Genomic DNA, 16676 nt, shown 5'->3' with positions numbered 1-16676 from the left:
CTGGTCGAGGCCGAGAAGCGCGACGTCAAGGGGCTCTACAAGAAAGCGCGCGCCGGGCAGCTCAAGAACTTCACCGGTATCGACAGCCCCTATGAGGCGCCCGAAGATGCCGAAATCAGGATAGACACCACCGCGATGACCCCCGAAGAGGCGGCCGACCTGATCGTGGACCGCTTGCTAGGGTAAGAGATGATATATGAAAGTGACGAGGCGCTGGCCGAGCGGCTGGCAACCGCGGCGGGGGTAATCCTGCTCGCATTGCAGGCGTCGGGCGAGTTCGAGGGCAAGGCGCTCGGCAACGCCGGCGATGCGCGCGCCAATGCGATGCTGATGCACGAATTGCGCGCCGCGCGTCCCGAGGATGCGATCCTCTCCGAAGAGGAAAAGGACAATGTCATCCGCTGCCAGAGCAGCCGCGCGTGGATCGTCGATCCGCTCGACGGCACCCGCGAATATAGCGAGGGACGCAGCGACTGGGCGGTGCATGTCGCGCTCGCGATCGATGGCGTGCCGACCGTCGGCGCGGTCGCGCTCCCGGGGCTCGGGCTGACGCTGACCTCGGGAACGCCGAAACCGCTCGAACCCGCGAATGTGCCGCCGAAGATGCTGGTGAGCCGGACGCGGCCCGCTGCCGAAGCGGTGTTCGTCGCGGAAAAGATCGGCGCCGAACTGCTCGCGATGGGGTCGGCGGGCGCCAAGGCGATGGCGGTCGTCCGCGGTGAGGCCGACATCTATCTCCACACCGGCGGGCAGTATGAATGGGACAATTGCGCCCCCGCGGCGGTGGCGGCGGCGGCGGGGCTGCACGTCAGCCGGGTCGACGGGTCGCCTTTGGTGTATAATTGCGCCAATCCCTATCTGCCCGACCTGCTGATCTGCCGGAAGGAATTCGCGGCGGAAGCGTTGCGGATGGCAGCGGAGTTTGTCGCGGCGGAGTAGGGCGCGCGCGCGAGGTAGGTTCCGGGCGGTTGCGGCCTTCGCTCTTCCCTCCCTGAAAGGGAGGAGAATCCCCTATATCTACCTTCAAAAACCACACGGGCGCCGCGCTTCGCGATTGCCAGTCCGGCCGCGTCCGCCTATTTCGGTTGCATCGAAAAACCGAACCCATGGGAGACGCGCGATGACCGACCTGCCTGACACCAACCTCGTGATGCTGACGCTGGTGAAGCCTGAGGGCGAACTCGAGGTGTCGTTCGAGCGCCGCCCGATGCCAGAGCCTGCGCCGCATGAAGTGCTGGTCAAGATCCTCGCGACCCCGATCAATCCGTCGGACCTCGGCCTGCTGTTCGGCGGCGCCGACATGTCGACCGCGCGGGCGTCGGAGCGCGACGGGCTGCCGGTGATCACCGCCGACATTCCGCCCGCCGGGATGCGCGCGATGACGGGCCGGGTCGGCGATGCGCTGGCGATCGGCAACGAAGGCTGCGGGCTGGTCGTGAAAGCGGGCGCGTCGCCCGAGGCGCAGGCGCTGGTCGGCAAGACCGTCGCGCTGATCGGCGGCGAAATCTATGCCGAATATCGCTGCCTGCCGGCGATGATGTGCATGCTCCTGCCCGACGGCACCGAGCCCGCCGACGGCGCCTCCTGCTTCGTCAATCCGCTGACGTCGCTCGCCTTCACCGAGACGATGAAGGCCGAGGGGCATAGCGCGCTCGTCCACACCGCGGCGGCGTCGAACCTCGGCCAGATGCTCGTCAAGATCTGCGCCAAGGACGGTATTCCGCTGGTCAATATCGTCCGCAGCGATGCGCAGGTCGAAATCTTGAAGGGCATCGGCGCGACGCATATCGTTAATAGCGGCGCTGACGATTTCGTCGAGCAGCTGACCGCGGCGCTGGTCGAGACCGGTGCTACGCTGGGTTTCGATGCGATCGGCGGCGGCAAGCTCGCCGGGCAGATATTGTCGGCGATGGAGGTCGCGGCGGTGAAGCGGATGACGACGTACAGCCGCTATGGCTCGGACACGTTCAAGCAGGTCTATATCTATGGCGCGCTCGACCTGGGGCCGACGGTGCTGAACCGCAGCTTCGGGCTGACCTGGTCGCTGTCGGGCTTCCTGCTGACGCCGTTCCTGCAGAAGGCGGGGATGGAGACCAATATGCGGCTCCGCAAACGCGTGGTCGACGAACTGACGACGACGTTCAAGAGCCATTATAGCCATGAGATTTCGCTGGTCGAGGCTTTGAACCTCGATGTGATCGCGGGCTATAATGCGAAGCGGACGGGCGAGAAATATCTGATCCGGCCGTAAGCTAGCGAAAGACCAGTTCGTTGCCGTCGCGAACGGAAAAACCCTCTCCCGGCGGGAGAGGGTTTACGTCCGATTCCCCACCCCAAAGCAGTCATCACCGCTTCATGCACTGCCTTACATCGTCGCGCTTATATTCGCTGCAATTCCACAGCGCCTTTTCGAACCCCGCCTTGTCGTCGCGGAGGTAGGAGAAGGTCATGCCGGCGCGCTGGGTGTCGCTCATCGCTTCGCTCTCGGGCTTGAGCACCGGGTTGGTCCAGCCCATGAACTTGCAATATTCGCGGGTGCCGCAGAGGCGCAGCGCGAGGGTGACGAAGCTTTCGGGGGTCGCCTTGCGGTCGAGGGTGATGGTGATCGTCTCGCGCCCGCCCGAGACCACCTGGCCGGGTACCGCGGCGCCGGTGACGCGCGGTTCGCCGGCGGCGGGATCGACCTCGGTGGCGGCGAGTTCGGCAGGGAGGCCGGCCATGTGCAGCGGCGAGAGTGCCGCCATCTTGGCGACCGGCGCCTCGACCCCCGCGACATTGCCGCGAAAGGCACCGGGCGTGCCCCAATAGCCGGGCCAGCGGAAGAAGAGGTGGGTGTCGACGACCGCGATCTTTTCGAGGCTGTCGCTCCAATAGGGGCGGACCCAGTCGGTGTGATAATGCGTCGCGAGGCCGACCGACGGGTCGGTGCCGCCCGACAGGATGATCTCGGCATTGACCTGCGCCCGCGTCCACGCGGCATCCGAATAGCGGCGGGCCAACGCGCCGTCGCAGGTGAAGGTGAACTGGCAGCCGGTGACGCGTTCCGACCCCTGGAACACGACGCCGCAGATCGATTTGGGGAAGGCGGGATGGCGGACGCGGTTGATGATGACCTGGCCGACCGAGCGTTGGCCCTTGTTGTCGTCGCCCGCCTCATAGAGCATCGCGGCGGCGAGGCAGTCGCGCGCGCGTCCGCGGTTGTCGGCGTCGCCGGCATAGACGAAGGGTCGCGCCGCGACGAAACCCTTGGTCACCAGCGGGATTTTGGCATTGGCGGCGCGCGCGTCGTCCTCGGCGATCGGCGCCAATTCCATCGGGAGCACCTCCGGAACCGTGCTGGCGGGCGGCGCGACGGGAGGCAGGTGCACGCTGTAGCTCGCGGGACCGCCGAGGCTGCTCGCGTAGAGCACCGCGACGATCGCGCCGACCGCCAGCAGCGCGAACAGCCATGCCGACCGGTCGCGCCACAATGGCGTCGTTGCTGCGGGCGCTTCGCGCGCCATGGGAGTGCCTCAGATTTCCGGGAGGAAGTCGGGGACCGAGAGGTAGCGTTCGCCGGTGTCGTAGTTGAAGCCGAGGACGCGGCTGCCCGCGGGCAGCTCGGCGAGTTTCTGGGCGATCGCGGCAAGGGTGGCGCCCGACGAGATGCCGACGAGCATGCCTTCCTCGGTCGCCGAGCGGCGCGCATAGTCCTTGGCGTCGGCGGCCTCGACCTTGATCACGCCGTCGAGCAGGTCGGTGTGCAGGTTGCGCGGGATGAAGCCGGCGCCGATGCCCTGGATCGGATGCGGGCCGGGTTGGCCGCCCGAGATGACCGGCGATGCGACGGGCTCGACCGCGAAGACCTTGAGGTTCGGCCAATGGCCTTTCAGAAATTGCGCAACGCCGGTGATATGGCCGCCGGTGCCAACCCCGGTGATCAGCGCGTCGATCGGGGTGTCGGCGAAATCGGCGAGGATTTCGGGGCCGGTGGTGCGGACATGGACGTCGATGTTCGCCTCATTCTCGAACTGCTGCGGCATCCATGCGCCCGGAGTCGTCTCGACCAATTCGATCGCGCGTTCGATCGCACCCTTCATGCCCTTTTCGCGCGGCGTCAGGTCGAAGGTCGCGCCATAGGCGAGCATCAGGCGGCGGCGTTCGAGCGACATGCTTTCGGGCATGACGAGCACGAGCTTGTAGCCCTTGACCGCGGCGGCCATCGCGAGGCCGATGCCAGTGTTGCCCGACGTCGGCTCGACGATGGTGCCGCCGGGTTGAAGGCTGCCGTCACGCTCGGCCGCCTCGATCATCGCCAGGCCGATGCGATCCTTGATCGACCCGCCCGGGTTGCTGCGTTCCGACTTCACCCAGACTTCGGCGTCGGGGAACAGCTTGGCGACCCGGATGTGCGGGGTGTTGCCGATGGTATCGAGGATCGAATTGGCTTTCATGGTCGGTGCAGGCTTTCCTTGAAGTCGAACCGCGGATCGCGCCGCGCGAGACGATTGGGCCAGTCTCCGCTGCGGAGCCAAAGCGCTTCGTCGGCGAGGGCGGGCGTGGGCGCGGGTTGTAACGATGCGAGCAGATACTGTCCATAAGGCCAATCGGCGACGCCCGAGTCGGCGTTGATATGCCCGAACGGCCCGGCATTGACGAAGCGCGCGTCCCATTGCCGCGACAGCCGCCAGACGTGCGAGGTCTTGGCATAGGGATCATTGTCGCTCGCCACCACGACGATCGGGGTGCGCGAGGTGAAGGCGGGGGCGTCGCTGAAGTCGGCGACGCGGCTGTCGCGGCGCAGGTCGCCGAGGTCGGGCGGCGCGACGAGCAGCGCCCCGGCGACGCGGGCACGGGCGACGCCGCCGGCATGGGCGAACCAGTGGGCGAAGGCGTGGCAGCCGAGGCTGTGCGCCGCGATCAGCACCGGTTCGTCCTCGGCGGCGATCGCGTCGGCGATGCGTTCGACCCATTGGTCCTTTGCGGGCGCGGCCCAGTTGCCGAGGTCGACTCGCTCGCAGTCGGCGAATTTATGTTCCCACAGGCTCTGCCAATGGCGCGGGCCGCTGTTGTCGAGGCCCGGAATCGTCAGGATTTTGTGGCGTATCAGCGTGGTGTGCATCTCTGGATCTCCATCGGATGAAGGAAGGAAACCGCGGTGACGGGTGCAACCGAGATAATTCAACTAAATAAATTGACAATCACTTTGTGGCGAAAGGAAGGCAGTTTGCGACGAGTTGATTTCGCGCTTTCGGACGGGCGCGGAAATGCGTCAGGCGGCCTGTTTGAACTGCGGTTCGAAGGTGCGGGCGCGGCGCAGTTCGGGGAATATCCATGCCCAGAGCGCGGTGACGCCGATCGCCGCCGCGCCGCCGAAGACGATCGCGGTGATCGGGCCGAAGGCAGCGGCCATCGATCCGGCGCGCATTTCGCCGAGCTCGTTCGAAGCCGAGATCGCGAGGCCGGACACCGCGCTGACGCGGCCGCGCATATGGTCGGGGGTGTTGAGCTGGATCAGCGTGCCACGCACGAAGACCGAGAACATGTCGGCGGCGCCGAGCAACGCCAGCATCGCGAGCGACAGGAAGAGGTTGGTCGACAGGCCGAAGGCGATGGTCGCGGCGCCGAAGGCGACGACCGCCCACAGCATCTTCACCCCGACATTGCGCTCGATCGGGCGCCAGGCGAGGCCCAATGCGACGATCGCGGCGCCGACCGCAGGGGCGGCGCGCAACAGGCCGAGCATGGTGGCATTTTCCATGAGGTCGCTGTGGAGAATGTCGCGCGCGAACACCGGCAGCAGCGCGGTCGCGCCCGACAGGATCACCGCGAACAGGTCGAGGGTGATCGTGCCGAGCAGGAATCGCTCGCGCCAGGTGAATTGCAGCCCGTCGAGCATTTCGCGCAACGGGTGGCGACGCACCTCGACCGGCGGCGGCAGCACGGGGCGGACGCGGCTGATCGTGAAGGCCGAGATAGCGAGCAGCACGGCGGCGAAGATATAGACCGAGGTCGGATGGGCCGCGTAGATCAATCCGCCCGCGGCGGGGCCGATGACCGAGGCCGACTGCCAGGCGATGCTGCTCATCGCGATCGCGCGCGGTAGCACGGCGGGGGGCACGATGTTCGGCGCGATCGCGCTCATCGCCGGACCCGAAAAGACGCGCGCGACGCCGTGCAGCGCGGCGAGGCCGAAGAGCAGGGGCAGGGTGAGTCCGTCGGTATAAGTGAACCAGCCGAGCGCGGCGGCGATGGTGAGGTCGATCAGGTTCGAGAAGATCGCGACGCTGCGCCGTTCGAAACGGTCGGCGACCCAGCCCGCGACCGGGGTGAGCACCGCGAGCGGCACGAACTGGAACAGCCCGAGCAGGCCGAGCTGGAACGATGCCTCCTTGATCGACATGCCGTAATCGGTGCGCGCGGTGTCGTAGAGCTGGTAACCGATGACCACGACCATCGCGATCGTCGCCATCACCGCGGTGAAGCGCGCGAGCCAGAAATATCGGTAGTCGACGAAACTGAGCGGGGAGGGGGCCCTGGACGGGGTTTCGGGCATCGCCGGTTCGTCGGCGTCGGGCGGGAGGATCGTTGCCATTGCGATCCGCCCTAACCGGCTTTTCGGCACTGTCCAGACCGCATAGGTCTGCCGTTCGTCGATTAGCAGGTGTCACATGCCGGTCATGGTGGCAGAAACCCGCCATCGTCATCGGGGAGTTTCAAGATATGACACGCAAATTCGCTCGCTTCGGCGGGGTCGCCATGGCCGCGACGCTGTTCGTCCTGGCCGGTTGCAACGCGTCGGACAACAAGTCGGCGTCGGCGACCGGCGCCAAGAGCTGGACCCAGTTTCGCGACGGCTTCATCGAGGGCTATTTCCCGCTCAACCCGAATTTTGCGGTCTATCAGGGCAAGCATGAGTTCGATGGGCAACTGCCCGACTGGTCGCCCGCCGGACTGGAGAAGCAGGCGGCGTATCTGGAAAAGGCGATCGCCGACGCCAAGGCGTTCGACGGCGCGATGACCGACGCCGAGAAATTCGAGCGCGATTATCTGGTCAAGGTCGCCGAGGGGCAGCTGTTCTTCCTGCGCGATACCGACTTCGCGGCGAAGAACCCGGCCTTCTACACCGGTGCACTCGACCCCAATGTCTATATCTCGCGGCCCTATGCCGATGCGACGACGCGGATGAAGGCGTTCATCGCCTATGCCGAAAAGGTTCCCGCAGCCGCCGCGCAGATCAAGGCGAACCTCAAGCTGCCGCTGCCCGCAACCTTCGTCAAATATGGCACCGCGGGTTTCGGCGGCTTTGCCGACTATTATAAGGGCGACGCCAAGGCCGCCTTCGCTTCGGTCAAGGACGAAGCGCTGCAGAAGCAGTTCGACGACGCGGCGGCGAAAGCGGGCGCGGCGATGACCGACCTTGCCAAATATGTCGGATCGCAGCCGGGCACGACCGACGGCTATGCGCTCGGCGCCGACAAATTCGCCAAGATGATCCTGACCAACGAGGGCGTCGACACGCCGATCGACGAACTCGAACGGATCGGGCAGGCCGACCTCAAGCGCAATCAGGACGCCTTGAAGGCCGCCTGCGCCACCTATGCCGCGGGCATGACGATCGCCGACTGCATGAAGAAGATGAACAGCGACAAGCCCGCCGACGGCCCGGTCGCCGAAGCGCGGCGCCAGTTGCCGACGCTGCGCGCCTTCCTCGTCGAAAAGGACCTCGTCAGCATCCCCGGCACCGAACAGGCGCAGGTCGAGGAATCGCCGCCGTACAACCGGCAGAACAGCGCCTATATCGACATTCCCGGACCCTATGAGAAAGGGCTGCCGTCGGTCTATTACATCTCGCCGCCCGACCCGGCGTGGGACAAGCAGACGCAGGCGGACTTCGTGCCGGGGCGCAAGGACCTGTTGTTCACCTCGGTCCATGAGGTGTGGCCGGGCCACTTCCTGAACTTCCTCCATGCGAACCGCGCCGAGAGCATCTTCGGCAAATTGTTCGTCGGCTATGCCTTTGCCGAGGGCTGGGCGCATTATACCGAGGAAATGATGTGGGACGCCGGGCTGGGCGAGGGCGACCCCGAGACGCACATCGGCCAGTTGTCGAACGCGCTGCTGCGCGATTGCCGCTATCTGTCGGCGATCGGGCTGCACACCAAGGGCATGACGGTCGCGGATTCGGAAAAGCTGTTCAAGGACCAATGCTATCAGGACGAGGGCAATGCGCGGCAACAGGCGGCGCGCGGCACCTATGATCCCGCCTATCTTAACTATACGATGGGCAAGCTGATGATCCGCAAGCTGCGCGACGACTGGACCAAGGGCGACAAGACGAAGTGGAAGGCGTTCCACGACGAATTCCTGTCGTACGGCGGCCCGCCGATCCCGATGGTGCGCGCGGCGATGATGAAGGAAGCGGCGCCGAAGGCGGTGTTCTGAAGCTGATAACCCTCTCCCCTTCCGGGGAGAGGGTTGGATGTGACCGCGAGCACTGGCAATAGGCACCAACCCCCGCTAGCTTCGCCCGCACAAACAGGGGCGAGCCGATGGTCGATGTCTTCATTTCCTATTCGCGTGACAACAAGGCGCGCGTGGCCGAAATCGCGCAGGCGGTCAAAGCGGCGGGTTATGAGGTGTGGTGGGACGCCGAACTGCCGCCGCACCGCAGCTATGGCGATGTGATCACCGAAAAGATCGGGATGGCCAAGGCCGCGATCGTCGTCTGGTCGCACACATCGGCGCAATCCGAATGGGTGCGCGCCGAGGCCGATGTCGCGCGCAACCAGAAGAAGCTGGTGCAGACCGCGATCGATGACGTCATGCCGCCGCTGCCGTTCAACCAGATCCAGTTCGCCGAACTCGCCGACTGGCATGGCGAGGCCGATCATCGCGGCTGGCGCAAGGTGCTGATGAGCCTGGAGGAATTGTGCGGCCGTGCGCCGGTGGAAGCGCCGCCCGCGGCGCCCGCGCCGGCCCCGGCGCCCGCACCGGTTCCGGCTCCCGCCGCCTATTCCGCGCCCGCCGAGCCGGCGGCGCCGCGATCCTCGCCGCTGCCGTGGATATTGGGCGCGGCGGCGATCGTCGGCGCGGGCCTGCTCTGGTGGCTGCTGCAGCCGACGCCGATGCGGACGACGGTGAGCGATGGCTCCGGATCGGGCAGCGCCGCCGTCGCGGGCGCCCCGGAAGCGCCGGATGATGGTGCGGCGCCGGTTGAGGCTTTTGTCCTCGCCGCGGTGATCAACGATCCAGAGGGTTTCACCAACATCCGTGCGCAAGCCTCGTCGCAGTCGGCGATCCTCGGCAAGGTGCTCGAGGGCGAGAAGTTCCTGACCTATCAGCAGAGCGGTAGCTGGTGGCGCGTGCGCAAGGGCGACGGCACCACCGGCTATATGTTCCGCAAGCTGATCCGCGTGCTCGACGGGGCGAACCCCGATCCGGCACCCGGCGCGGGGGCGGCGGCGCTTCCCGCCGGGCCGATGCCGACCGGGCTCGGTGGCAGCGGCGTCGTCATTCCCGATTCGTCGGAGCGGCTGCTGTCGGCGGACGAACTCGGCAATTACAGCGCGCTCGAACTGCGGATCGCGCGCAACGAGATTTTCGCGCGCAACGGCTTCCGCTTCAAGGACGCCAGCCTGCGTGCGCATTTCAGCCAGTTTGGCTGGTACAAGCCGACCACCGACAATGTGCAGCTTTCGGGCATCGAAAAGGCCAATGTCGCATTGCTGAAATCGGCCGAAGCCGCCGCGCAATGAGCGAAGGCGCAGCGCCGGACTGCGCCGCTAGCGAAGCGGAGGTGGCGCACCGGCTGGGGCAGGGCGATGCGTTGAGCGCGTTCGACTGCGCCGCCGCCGCGCGCCGCGCGGGCATCGACAGCCCGCGATTGCGCTACCTGATGGTGCGCGCGCTCGCCGCATCGGGCGACAGCCTCGGCGCGATGCATTTGTACGAGGCGCTCGATCTCGCCGGTTCGGGCGACGTCGACAGCCTCGCTCTCGCGGGGCGGATCTGGAAGGACCGCGCCTTCGACCAGCGCGCCGGCGAACGGCGGCCCTGGCTCGAAAAGGCCGCCGCCGCCTATCATCACGCGTGGGAGGTGTCGGGCGCGACCTTCCCGGCGATCAACGCTGCGAGCCTGTTCGCGCTGCTCGGCGACCGCGAGCGCGCCGCCGCGCTCGCCGAGCCGATCGCGGCGGCGGGCGCGGCGGGCGATTATTGGGACGCGGTGACGCTGATCGAGGCGCTGCTGCTGCTCGGTCGCCGCGACGAGGCGCTGCGCCACGCGCAGGCGGTCGACATGATGGGCAGCGCGCGCGCCGGGGATCGCGCCTCGACCTGCCGTCAATTCGCGCGGCTGGCGCAGAGCGGCGCGATCGAGGCCGCCAGCGCGGCGGCGATCGTCGAGCTGCTGCGGCCGCCGCCGGTCGGTGTCTATTGCGGGCGGATGTTCCGTGCCGGGGGCGAGGGCGAGGCGGGGGCGCAGCGCGCGATCGCCGCCGCGCTCGATGCGCAGCCCTTGTCGGCCTTGATCGGTCCGCTCGCCTGCGGTGCCGACATCATCTTTGCCGAAGAGGCGATCGCGCGCGGCATCGACCTGACGATCATCCTGCCCTTTGCCGAGGAGGATTTTATCGCGCAGTCGGTGCGGTCGGGCGGCGAGACATGGGTCGCGCGCTATATTCGTTGCCGCGACGCGGCGGCGATGGTTCATTTCGCGAGCAACACCCGCTTCGTCAGCGACGATTGCCAGTTCATCCTCGGCTCGCACACCGCGATGGGGCTCGCCCGATTGCGCGCGCGCGAACTGGAAAGCGACGCGATCCAGTTCGCGGTCGTCGACCCCGCGGTGGCGGCGCGCAGCGCCAATGCGATCGCCGGGACCAACGCCGATCTCGCGCTGTGGCAGGCGCATGGCGGGCGCACGGTGACCATCGCGGTCGGCGGCCTCGATCGGTCGCTGGAGTTCCCGCCGGCCCCCAAGCCGCCCGAGGGAACGAGGCGCGGGCTGTATGCGATCCTGTTCGCCGATTTTGCTGGGTTTTCAAAGCTTGGCGAGGCGGAGTTACCGATCTTTGCACAGGAAGTGATGGGCGGTATAGGGCGCGTGCTCGACGAATATGGCGAGGCGGTGCTGTTCCGGAATACGTGGGGCGATGCGGTTTACGCGATCATTTCGGACCCTGCGGTCGCGGCGCGGATCGCGCTCGACATGCAGGAACGGCTCGATGTGCTGCCCGCCGGGCTGGGGCTGGAAGGCCATCAGGCGGGGATGCGCACCGGCATTCACTTCGGGCCGATCTATCGCGGGCAGGACCCGGTGGTTGGCAACGAACTATGGTACGGCACCGAAGTCACGCGCACCGCGCGGATCGAGCCGGTGACGTTGGTCGGGCAAATCTATTGCACCCAGCCGATGGCGGCGATGCTCGCGCTCGGCGACGCGCGCGAGTTCGACTGCGACTATGTCGGCAAGGTGCGGCTCGCCAAGGATTATGGCGAGCTGGCGCTGTACCGCCTGTCGCGCCGCGCGGCCTAGGGCGCCCGCAACCGCGCGATGAAGAAACCGTCAAGGCCGCCCGCTTCGGCCAGCATCCCGGGAAGGGTGCGGATGAAGCCCTGTTCGGTCGGGACGATTCCCGCGGGAAGTTCGTCGGCGCGTGCGGGGTCGATGGTCCAGTCCGGATGATCGGCCAGGAAGGCGGCGATCCGCTCCTCGCCCTCGGCGGGTTCGAGCGAGCAGGTGGCATAGACGAGCACCCCGCCCGGCTTCACCCACAACGCGGCACGGCCGAGCAGTTCGGCCTGCAATTCCGCCATTTCGGCAATCTGGCGCGGCTCGATGCGGTGGAGCACATCGGGGTGGCGGCGGAAGATGCCGGTCGCCGAACAGGGCGCGTCGAGCAGCACCGCGTCGGCGGCCTCGCCGGGTTGCCATTTGCGGATATCGCCCTGGACGACGGCGGCGTGAAGGCCGGTGCGGTCGAGATTCTCCTCGAGCCGCGCGAGGCGCTTGGCGCTCGAATCGACCGCGAGAACCGACCAGCTGGCGGCGGCGAGCTGCATCGTCTTGCCGCCCGGCGCGGCGCAGAGGTCGAGGACCGAGCGGCCTTCGCCGGCCCCGAGCAGGCGCGCGGGCAGGGTGGCGGCGAGATCCTGGACCCACCAGCCGCCTTCGCGAAAGCCAGGCAGGGTTTCGATCGCGTGGCCGCGGGGCAGGCGAAGGTGATGCGGGGCGAGCGACTGCGCGCCCTCCCAGCCGGCCGCGTCGGGTGCGGCGGCGAAGCTGAGGTCGACCGGCGGCGGAGCGCTCCATGCGGTTTCGGCGGCGGCGACGAAGGCGTCGCCCCATAAAGCGGCCCAGCGCTCGGCGGTGGCCGGCGGCAGGCTCGCGCTTTCGGGCAGCTGCCATTCCTCCTGCTGCGCGCGCGACAGGATCGCATGGACGAGGCGGCGCGGGCCACCGTCGACGAGCGGCAGCGCGGTCGACACGACGGCGTGCGGCGGGCTTTTCAGCACCAGCAACTGCGCCAGCGCGATCCGCAGCACGGCACGCGACTTGACGTCGTCGGGCAGCGGCTGGGCGGTCGCACCGTCGATGAGCATGTCGATGTCGCTCATCCACCGCAGCGCTTCGGAGACGATCGCCACGGCAAAGGCGCGGTCGGGCGGCGGCAGGCCCTGCGTCGCCGCATGCGCGGCGAGGTCGAGCGGGTCGCCGCGGCGCAGCACCGCGTCGATCAGGCGCAGCGCCGCCTTGCGCGTCGCGGTGCCCGGCGGGTCGGCCTGATGCGCGCCGCGGGGGCGGCGGGGACGACGGTCAGCCATGACGGCGGAATCCGGTACGGGGGCGGTTGGCGTGGGGCACGGAAACTCCTATAACATCGGCGTCATGACCGAAAACAGCCAAGCAGAGACCATCGGCGGCACGCCGCGCGCGGCCAAGCGCCCCGCGCATGTGAAAGCGCCCGAAGGCTGGACCAACGCCCCGGTTCCGGCGCCCGAACCGATCCTCGAGGAAAAGGCCGAGGACCAGCCCGGCGGCCGCAACCCCGTGCGCTATGGCGACTGGGAACTCAAGGGACTGGCGATCGATTTCTGACCCCGCCGACGCGGCGGTCAAAAGGGATTCATCCGCCCGATCAGCCCGGTGCGGTCGACGAACTGGTGCTTCAGCGCCGCGAGGACGTGGATCGCGGCGAGGGCGAGCATCGCGAGACCCAGCACTTCATGCCGTTCGTGCAGCGTGTCGGCGAGGCTTTTGCTGGGGCTGGCGATCGACGGCACGGTAAACAGGCCGAAGAAGTCGATCGGGCGGTCGGCGGCCGACATCCAGACCCATCCCGATAGCGGTAGCAGGATGAGCAGCGCGTAGAAAAGGAAATGGACGAGCTTGCTGACCGGCCGTTGCCAGGCGGGAGTCGCGGCGGGCAGCGGTGGCGGCTTGTGGCCGAGCCGCCAGAGGATACGCAGCACCGTCAAGCCGAGGATCGCGATGCCGAGCGCCTTGTGGATCAACATCGCCGTCCGATGCGTTTCGCGCGGCATATCCTCGGTCAGCATCGCGAGGCCGATATTGGCGATCACCGCGAGGCCGATCGCCCAATGAAGCCAGATGGCCACCTTCGTGTAGCGCGGGGCGCCGGTCGACATGGTGGCCATCGGGTTCAATTCCTCAGACGAGCGGGGCTTCCGAAATCAACGGCACCTTGCCGGCCTTGACCTGCTCGGCAAAGACTTCGCGCATCAGCTGCAGCGAAAAGAGGTGCGCGAAGATCAGGCCGAACATGCCGTTCTGCATCATCTTGCGCAGCACGTCGCCGCGCAGTTCGCGCAGCTTGTTCTCGTCGACCATCTGGAAGCCGCGGTAGATGAAGGGCTTGTCGCTGCCTTCGGGCTGGATGCTGACTTCGCCGTCCATCAGCAGGTCGGCCTTTTTCAGCTCGTCCACCATGACGCCGGTGCGCTGGCCGGCTTCTTCGAAATTCTTGCAGAATTCGAGCACCGCCTTGGTCGGATCGGTCGGTTCGGGGCCGTCGAACAGCGCATCGCCCTCTTCGAATTCGCCGACGGCGCCCGAAGTCGGGTCGAAGCACAGCGACAGCTCGTCGGTGTCGGGACGCAGCTTGGCGAGCAGGAACGGATAGCGGCGGACGTAGGCCGGGACATAGACCGGGTTGATCAGCTTGCCCTCGTCGTCGACGAAGGTGTTGACGCCCTCGTTGAGGCCCATCAGCGCGAGCGGCACGGGATTGTCGCCGGCCGAAAAGACGATCGGGTAGAAACGGCTCGCCGAGACGAATTCGTCCGCGGTCAGCGGCACCGCATGCTGGTTGATCAGGAATTCGGCCTTGTCGAGCGACCGTGCGTGGAAATTGGCGTGATCGACGCTCGAGAGCGGAACCAGATCCTTGTAGAAAAGCGGCAGATTGGCGGCGGGCGCAGTGGCCATGATGAAACTCCGAACTGAACACCCGCACCGGCGGGCGAAAAAATGCGATTGCGCGCCTTATTGGGCTGCGCGCCGCGACGCAAGGGGGACGGTGGCGGGCCTAGCCGATCAGTTTGCCCGGATTGAACAGGCCCGCGGGGTCGAGCCCCGCCTTGATCGCGCGTAGCGCCGCGAGCCGCGCCGGGCTGTCGAGCGCGGCGAACAGGTCGCGCTTCATCTGGCCGATGCCATGTTCGGCCGAAAGCGAGCCGCCGAGTTCGATGACATGGCTGTAGACGAGGCGGCTCGCGTCCTCGCCATGCGCGGCGATCCAGGCGCGGCCGTCGACCCCGGCGGGCGGCTGGACATGATGATGGACGTTGCCGTCGCCGAGATGGCCGAAGGACAGGGCGCGGGCGCCGGGGAAGGCGGCGGTCAGGCGCGCCGGATTGTCGGCGATGAAGCGCGGCATCAGGTCGACCGGCACGCTGACGTCGTGCTGGATCGCAGGCCCCTCGGCACGCTCGGCCTCCGAAATCGAATCGCGCAGCCGCCAGAAATCGTCGCTTTCGCGATCGTTCTTGGCGATCACGACATCGTCGATCAGCCCGGCCTGCAGCGCGATGGCGAGTTGGGTTTCGAGCCGCGACGACAGGTCGTCGGCCTTGTCGTCGGCGAGTTCGACCAGTGCATACCAAGGGCAGTCGCCGCCCAGCGGGTGGCGCGTCTGCGGGATGTGGCGCAGCACCGCGTCTAGGCAGCCGTGCGGGACGATCTCGAAGCCTTCGAGCGGGGCGCCGATCGCTGCGTCGAGCTGGCGCAGCAGGAGCAGCGCCTTGTCGGGACTTTCGAGGCCTATCCATGCGGTCGCGCGGTCCTGTGCGGCGGGGACGAGGCGCAGCGTCGCGGCGGTGACGATGCCCAGCGTCCCCTCCGCCCCGCACAGCAGGTGCCGCAGGTCATAGCCGCGATTGTCCTTCTTGAGCGGCGCCAGTCCGTCGAAGACTTGGCCGTCGGGCAGCACCGCCTCGACCCCCGCGACGAGGGCGCGCATCGTGCCGTGGCGCAGCACCTGGGTGCCGCCGGCGTTGGTCGATACCAGCCCGCCGATCGTCGCCGACCCCTTGCCGCCGAGGGTCAGCGGGAACCGGAAACCTTCCGCCAGCACGGCATTGTGGAAATTCTCGAGGATAACGCCGGCTTCGGCCACGGCGAGTCCCGCCGCGCGATCGATGGTACGGACGCGGTTCATGCGGCGCGTGCTGAGCAGCAATTGCGCGCCGCTGGCGTCGGGGGTCGCGCCGCCGACCATGCCGCTGTTGCCGCCCTGCGGGACGATGGCGACGTCCTGCGCGGCGCAAAGCCGGACGACGGCGGCGACTTCGGCGGTGGTGGCGGGGGAGAGCATCGCGGCGGCGCGGCCGTGATATTTGCCGCGCCAGTCGGTGAGCCAGGGCGCGAGGCTGTCGTCGTCGGTCGCGAAGCCCTTGGGGCCGAGCAGGGCGGCAAGCTGTGCCAGCAGGTCGGGCGTCGGGGGCCGCGTCATCGGCGCGGACATTCGCGGACGAGGTGACGGATCGTCAAAATGGGTCGACAACAGTTCATTTGCTGTTCAATCATGATCGCTATTGGGGAGGCCATGGACGAGTGAAGCCCGCGCGTCCAGCCAGCATCGGGTTCGGGAGCCAAGGGTGAACAACGGTTTTTGTCAGCGCGCCGAGGGGGCGCCCGACGCGCAGTGACGGCAGCGTTTGCCCTGTTCCTCGTGGCCGCGGCACCCGCGGCCGACACGGAGGCGCCGATAGCGCCGCCCGAGCCGATCGCCGCGATGGTGCCCATGCCCGAAAGCGCCGGCGCTCCGTGGTTCCAGGTTATCATCGAACAGCAGTTGATCATCCGCGTACCGGCGCAGCGATCGTCGCTCACCAATTTCGCGGCAAGCCCCGGCGAGCCGCAGCGCAAGCGCGAAGCGCCGCCGATCGTCTGGAAAGAGAAAAAGGCGCCGAAATGCGTCGCGATGCGGAACATCATCGGAATGCAGGCGGTTCAGCGCGACAGCATCGACCTGATCACGCGGCAGAGGCAGCGATTGCGCGCGCAGCTCAACCGCGGTTGCCGCGCGCTCGATTTCTATGCCGGTTTCTATATGAAGGGTAACGAGGACGGCCAGCTTTGCGAGGATCGCGACGAGATTCACGCACGAACCGGTGCCAAATGCGAAATCGACAAGTTCCGCCTGATGGTCGCGGTGCGCGACGACGATTGA

16 protein-coding genes are annotated in these 16676 nt (G+C 67.3%); 8 read left to right on the top strand and 8 right to left on the bottom strand.

Translation table 11 applies throughout. The features are described from left to right. The 3 genes from AC07U1_RS22285 to AC07U1_RS22275 all read left to right on the top strand — a co-directional run. Positions 1 to 186 (top strand): adenylyl-sulfate kinase (locus AC07U1_RS22285; RefSeq protein ID WP_495177489.1); only part of this gene is annotated, 186 nt, incomplete at its 5' end. A 3-nt stretch (positions 187 to 189) separates the two neighbouring features. Then, positions 190 to 939 (top strand): 3'(2'),5'-bisphosphate nucleotidase CysQ, encoded by a 750-nt coding sequence (locus AC07U1_RS22280; RefSeq protein ID WP_495177490.1) that lies wholly within the window; start codon positions 190 to 192, stop codon positions 937 to 939. A gap of 181 nt (positions 940 to 1120) precedes the next feature. Then, positions 1121 to 2251: a zinc-binding dehydrogenase gene (locus AC07U1_RS22275; protein WP_495177491.1), complete on the top strand. Its 1131-nt coding sequence runs from the start codon at positions 1121 to 1123 to the stop codon at positions 2249 to 2251. Positions 2252 to 2345: 94 nt separating this feature from the next. Here AC07U1_RS22275 and AC07U1_RS22270 read toward each other — a convergent pair whose 3' ends face one another. The 4 genes from AC07U1_RS22270 to AC07U1_RS22255 all read right to left on the bottom strand — a co-directional run bounded on the left by AC07U1_RS22270 (position 2346) and on the right by AC07U1_RS22255 (position 6574). After that, positions 2346 to 3503, bottom strand: a complete 1158-nt coding sequence (locus tag AC07U1_RS22270; protein ID WP_187142225.1) for a cell wall hydrolase — start codon at positions 3501 to 3503, stop codon at positions 2346 to 2348. 9 nt (positions 3504 to 3512) lie between these two features. Further along, the gene (gene cysK, locus AC07U1_RS22265) at positions 3513 to 4433 is read right to left on the bottom strand and encodes a cysteine synthase A (RefSeq protein WP_187142226.1); all 921 of its coding nucleotides are present in this window, start codon (positions 4431 to 4433) and stop codon (positions 3513 to 3515) included. Further along, complete coding sequence (locus AC07U1_RS22260) at positions 4430 to 5101, bottom strand: RBBP9/YdeN family alpha/beta hydrolase (protein WP_056351924.1); 672 nt, start codon at positions 5099 to 5101, stop codon at positions 4430 to 4432. The genes cysK and AC07U1_RS22260 overlap by 4 nt, the downstream gene beginning before the upstream one ends. Positions 5102 to 5251: 150 nt before the next feature. Beyond that, positions 5252 to 6574 (bottom strand): MFS transporter, encoded by a 1323-nt coding sequence (locus AC07U1_RS22255; protein WP_082545255.1) that lies wholly within the window; start codon positions 6572 to 6574, stop codon positions 5252 to 5254. Positions 6575 to 6702: 128 nt separating this feature from the next. Here AC07U1_RS22255 and AC07U1_RS22250 point away from each other — a divergent pair, with 128 nt between their 5' ends. From AC07U1_RS22250 to AC07U1_RS22240, 3 genes are all read left to right on the top strand, one after another. After that, positions 6703 to 8424, top strand: coding sequence for a DUF885 domain-containing protein (locus AC07U1_RS22250; RefSeq protein ID WP_495177492.1), 1722 nt, complete (start codon positions 6703 to 6705; stop codon positions 8422 to 8424). Between the two features lie 107 nt (positions 8425 to 8531). Then, on the top strand, positions 8532 to 9737 hold the full coding sequence (locus tag AC07U1_RS22245) for a TIR domain-containing protein (protein ID WP_495177493.1): 1206 nt from the start codon (positions 8532 to 8534) through the stop codon (positions 9735 to 9737). Beyond that, positions 9734 to 11518, top strand: coding sequence for a TRAFs-binding domain-containing protein (locus tag AC07U1_RS22240; RefSeq protein ID WP_495177494.1), 1785 nt, complete (start codon positions 9734 to 9736; stop codon positions 11516 to 11518). Before AC07U1_RS22245 ends, AC07U1_RS22240 begins: the two co-directional genes overlap by 4 nt. Here the strand turns inward: AC07U1_RS22240 and AC07U1_RS22235 are convergent. Beyond that, positions 11515 to 12807, bottom strand: a complete 1293-nt coding sequence (locus tag AC07U1_RS22235; protein WP_187142231.1) for an RsmB/NOP family class I SAM-dependent RNA methyltransferase — start codon at positions 12805 to 12807, stop codon at positions 11515 to 11517. The two genes, AC07U1_RS22240 and AC07U1_RS22235, sit on opposite strands and share 4 nt — an antisense overlap. Before the next feature lie 64 nt (positions 12808 to 12871). On the opposite strand from AC07U1_RS22235, the gene AC07U1_RS22230 reads away from it, so the two are divergent. Beyond that, a complete protein-coding gene (locus tag AC07U1_RS22230; protein WP_187142232.1) occupies positions 12872 to 13081 on the top strand; it encodes a DUF1674 domain-containing protein in 210 nt (69 codons plus the stop codon). 17 nt (positions 13082 to 13098) lie between these two features. Here AC07U1_RS22230 and AC07U1_RS22225 read toward each other — a convergent pair whose 3' ends face one another. The 3 genes from AC07U1_RS22225 to AC07U1_RS22215 all read right to left on the bottom strand — a co-directional run bounded on the left by AC07U1_RS22225 (position 13099) and on the right by AC07U1_RS22215 (position 15968). After that, entirely contained in the window at positions 13099 to 13641 is a 543-nt protein-coding gene (locus AC07U1_RS22225; RefSeq protein WP_187142233.1) for a cytochrome b, read from the bottom strand. Positions 13642 to 13654: 13 nt separating this feature from the next. Continuing rightward, entirely contained in the window at positions 13655 to 14431 is a 777-nt protein-coding gene (locus tag AC07U1_RS22220) for a SapC family protein (protein WP_495177495.1), read from the bottom strand. Between the two features lie 100 nt (positions 14432 to 14531). After that, the gene (locus AC07U1_RS22215; RefSeq protein WP_495197808.1) at positions 14532 to 15968 is read right to left on the bottom strand and encodes an FAD-binding oxidoreductase; all 1437 of its coding nucleotides are present in this window, start codon (positions 15966 to 15968) and stop codon (positions 14532 to 14534) included. A 207-nt stretch (positions 15969 to 16175) separates the two neighbouring features. On the opposite strand from AC07U1_RS22215, the gene AC07U1_RS22210 reads away from it, so the two are divergent. Next, positions 16176 to 16676 (top strand): hypothetical protein, encoded by a 501-nt coding sequence (locus tag AC07U1_RS22210; protein ID WP_495197807.1) that lies wholly within the window; start codon positions 16176 to 16178, stop codon positions 16674 to 16676.

It is taken from the genome of Sphingopyxis sp. GW821-FHT02C12 (genome assembly GCF_059421785.1).
Note: the sequence above shows the minus strand (reverse complement) of the source record. Positions and strands in the feature narration are given on the sequence as shown.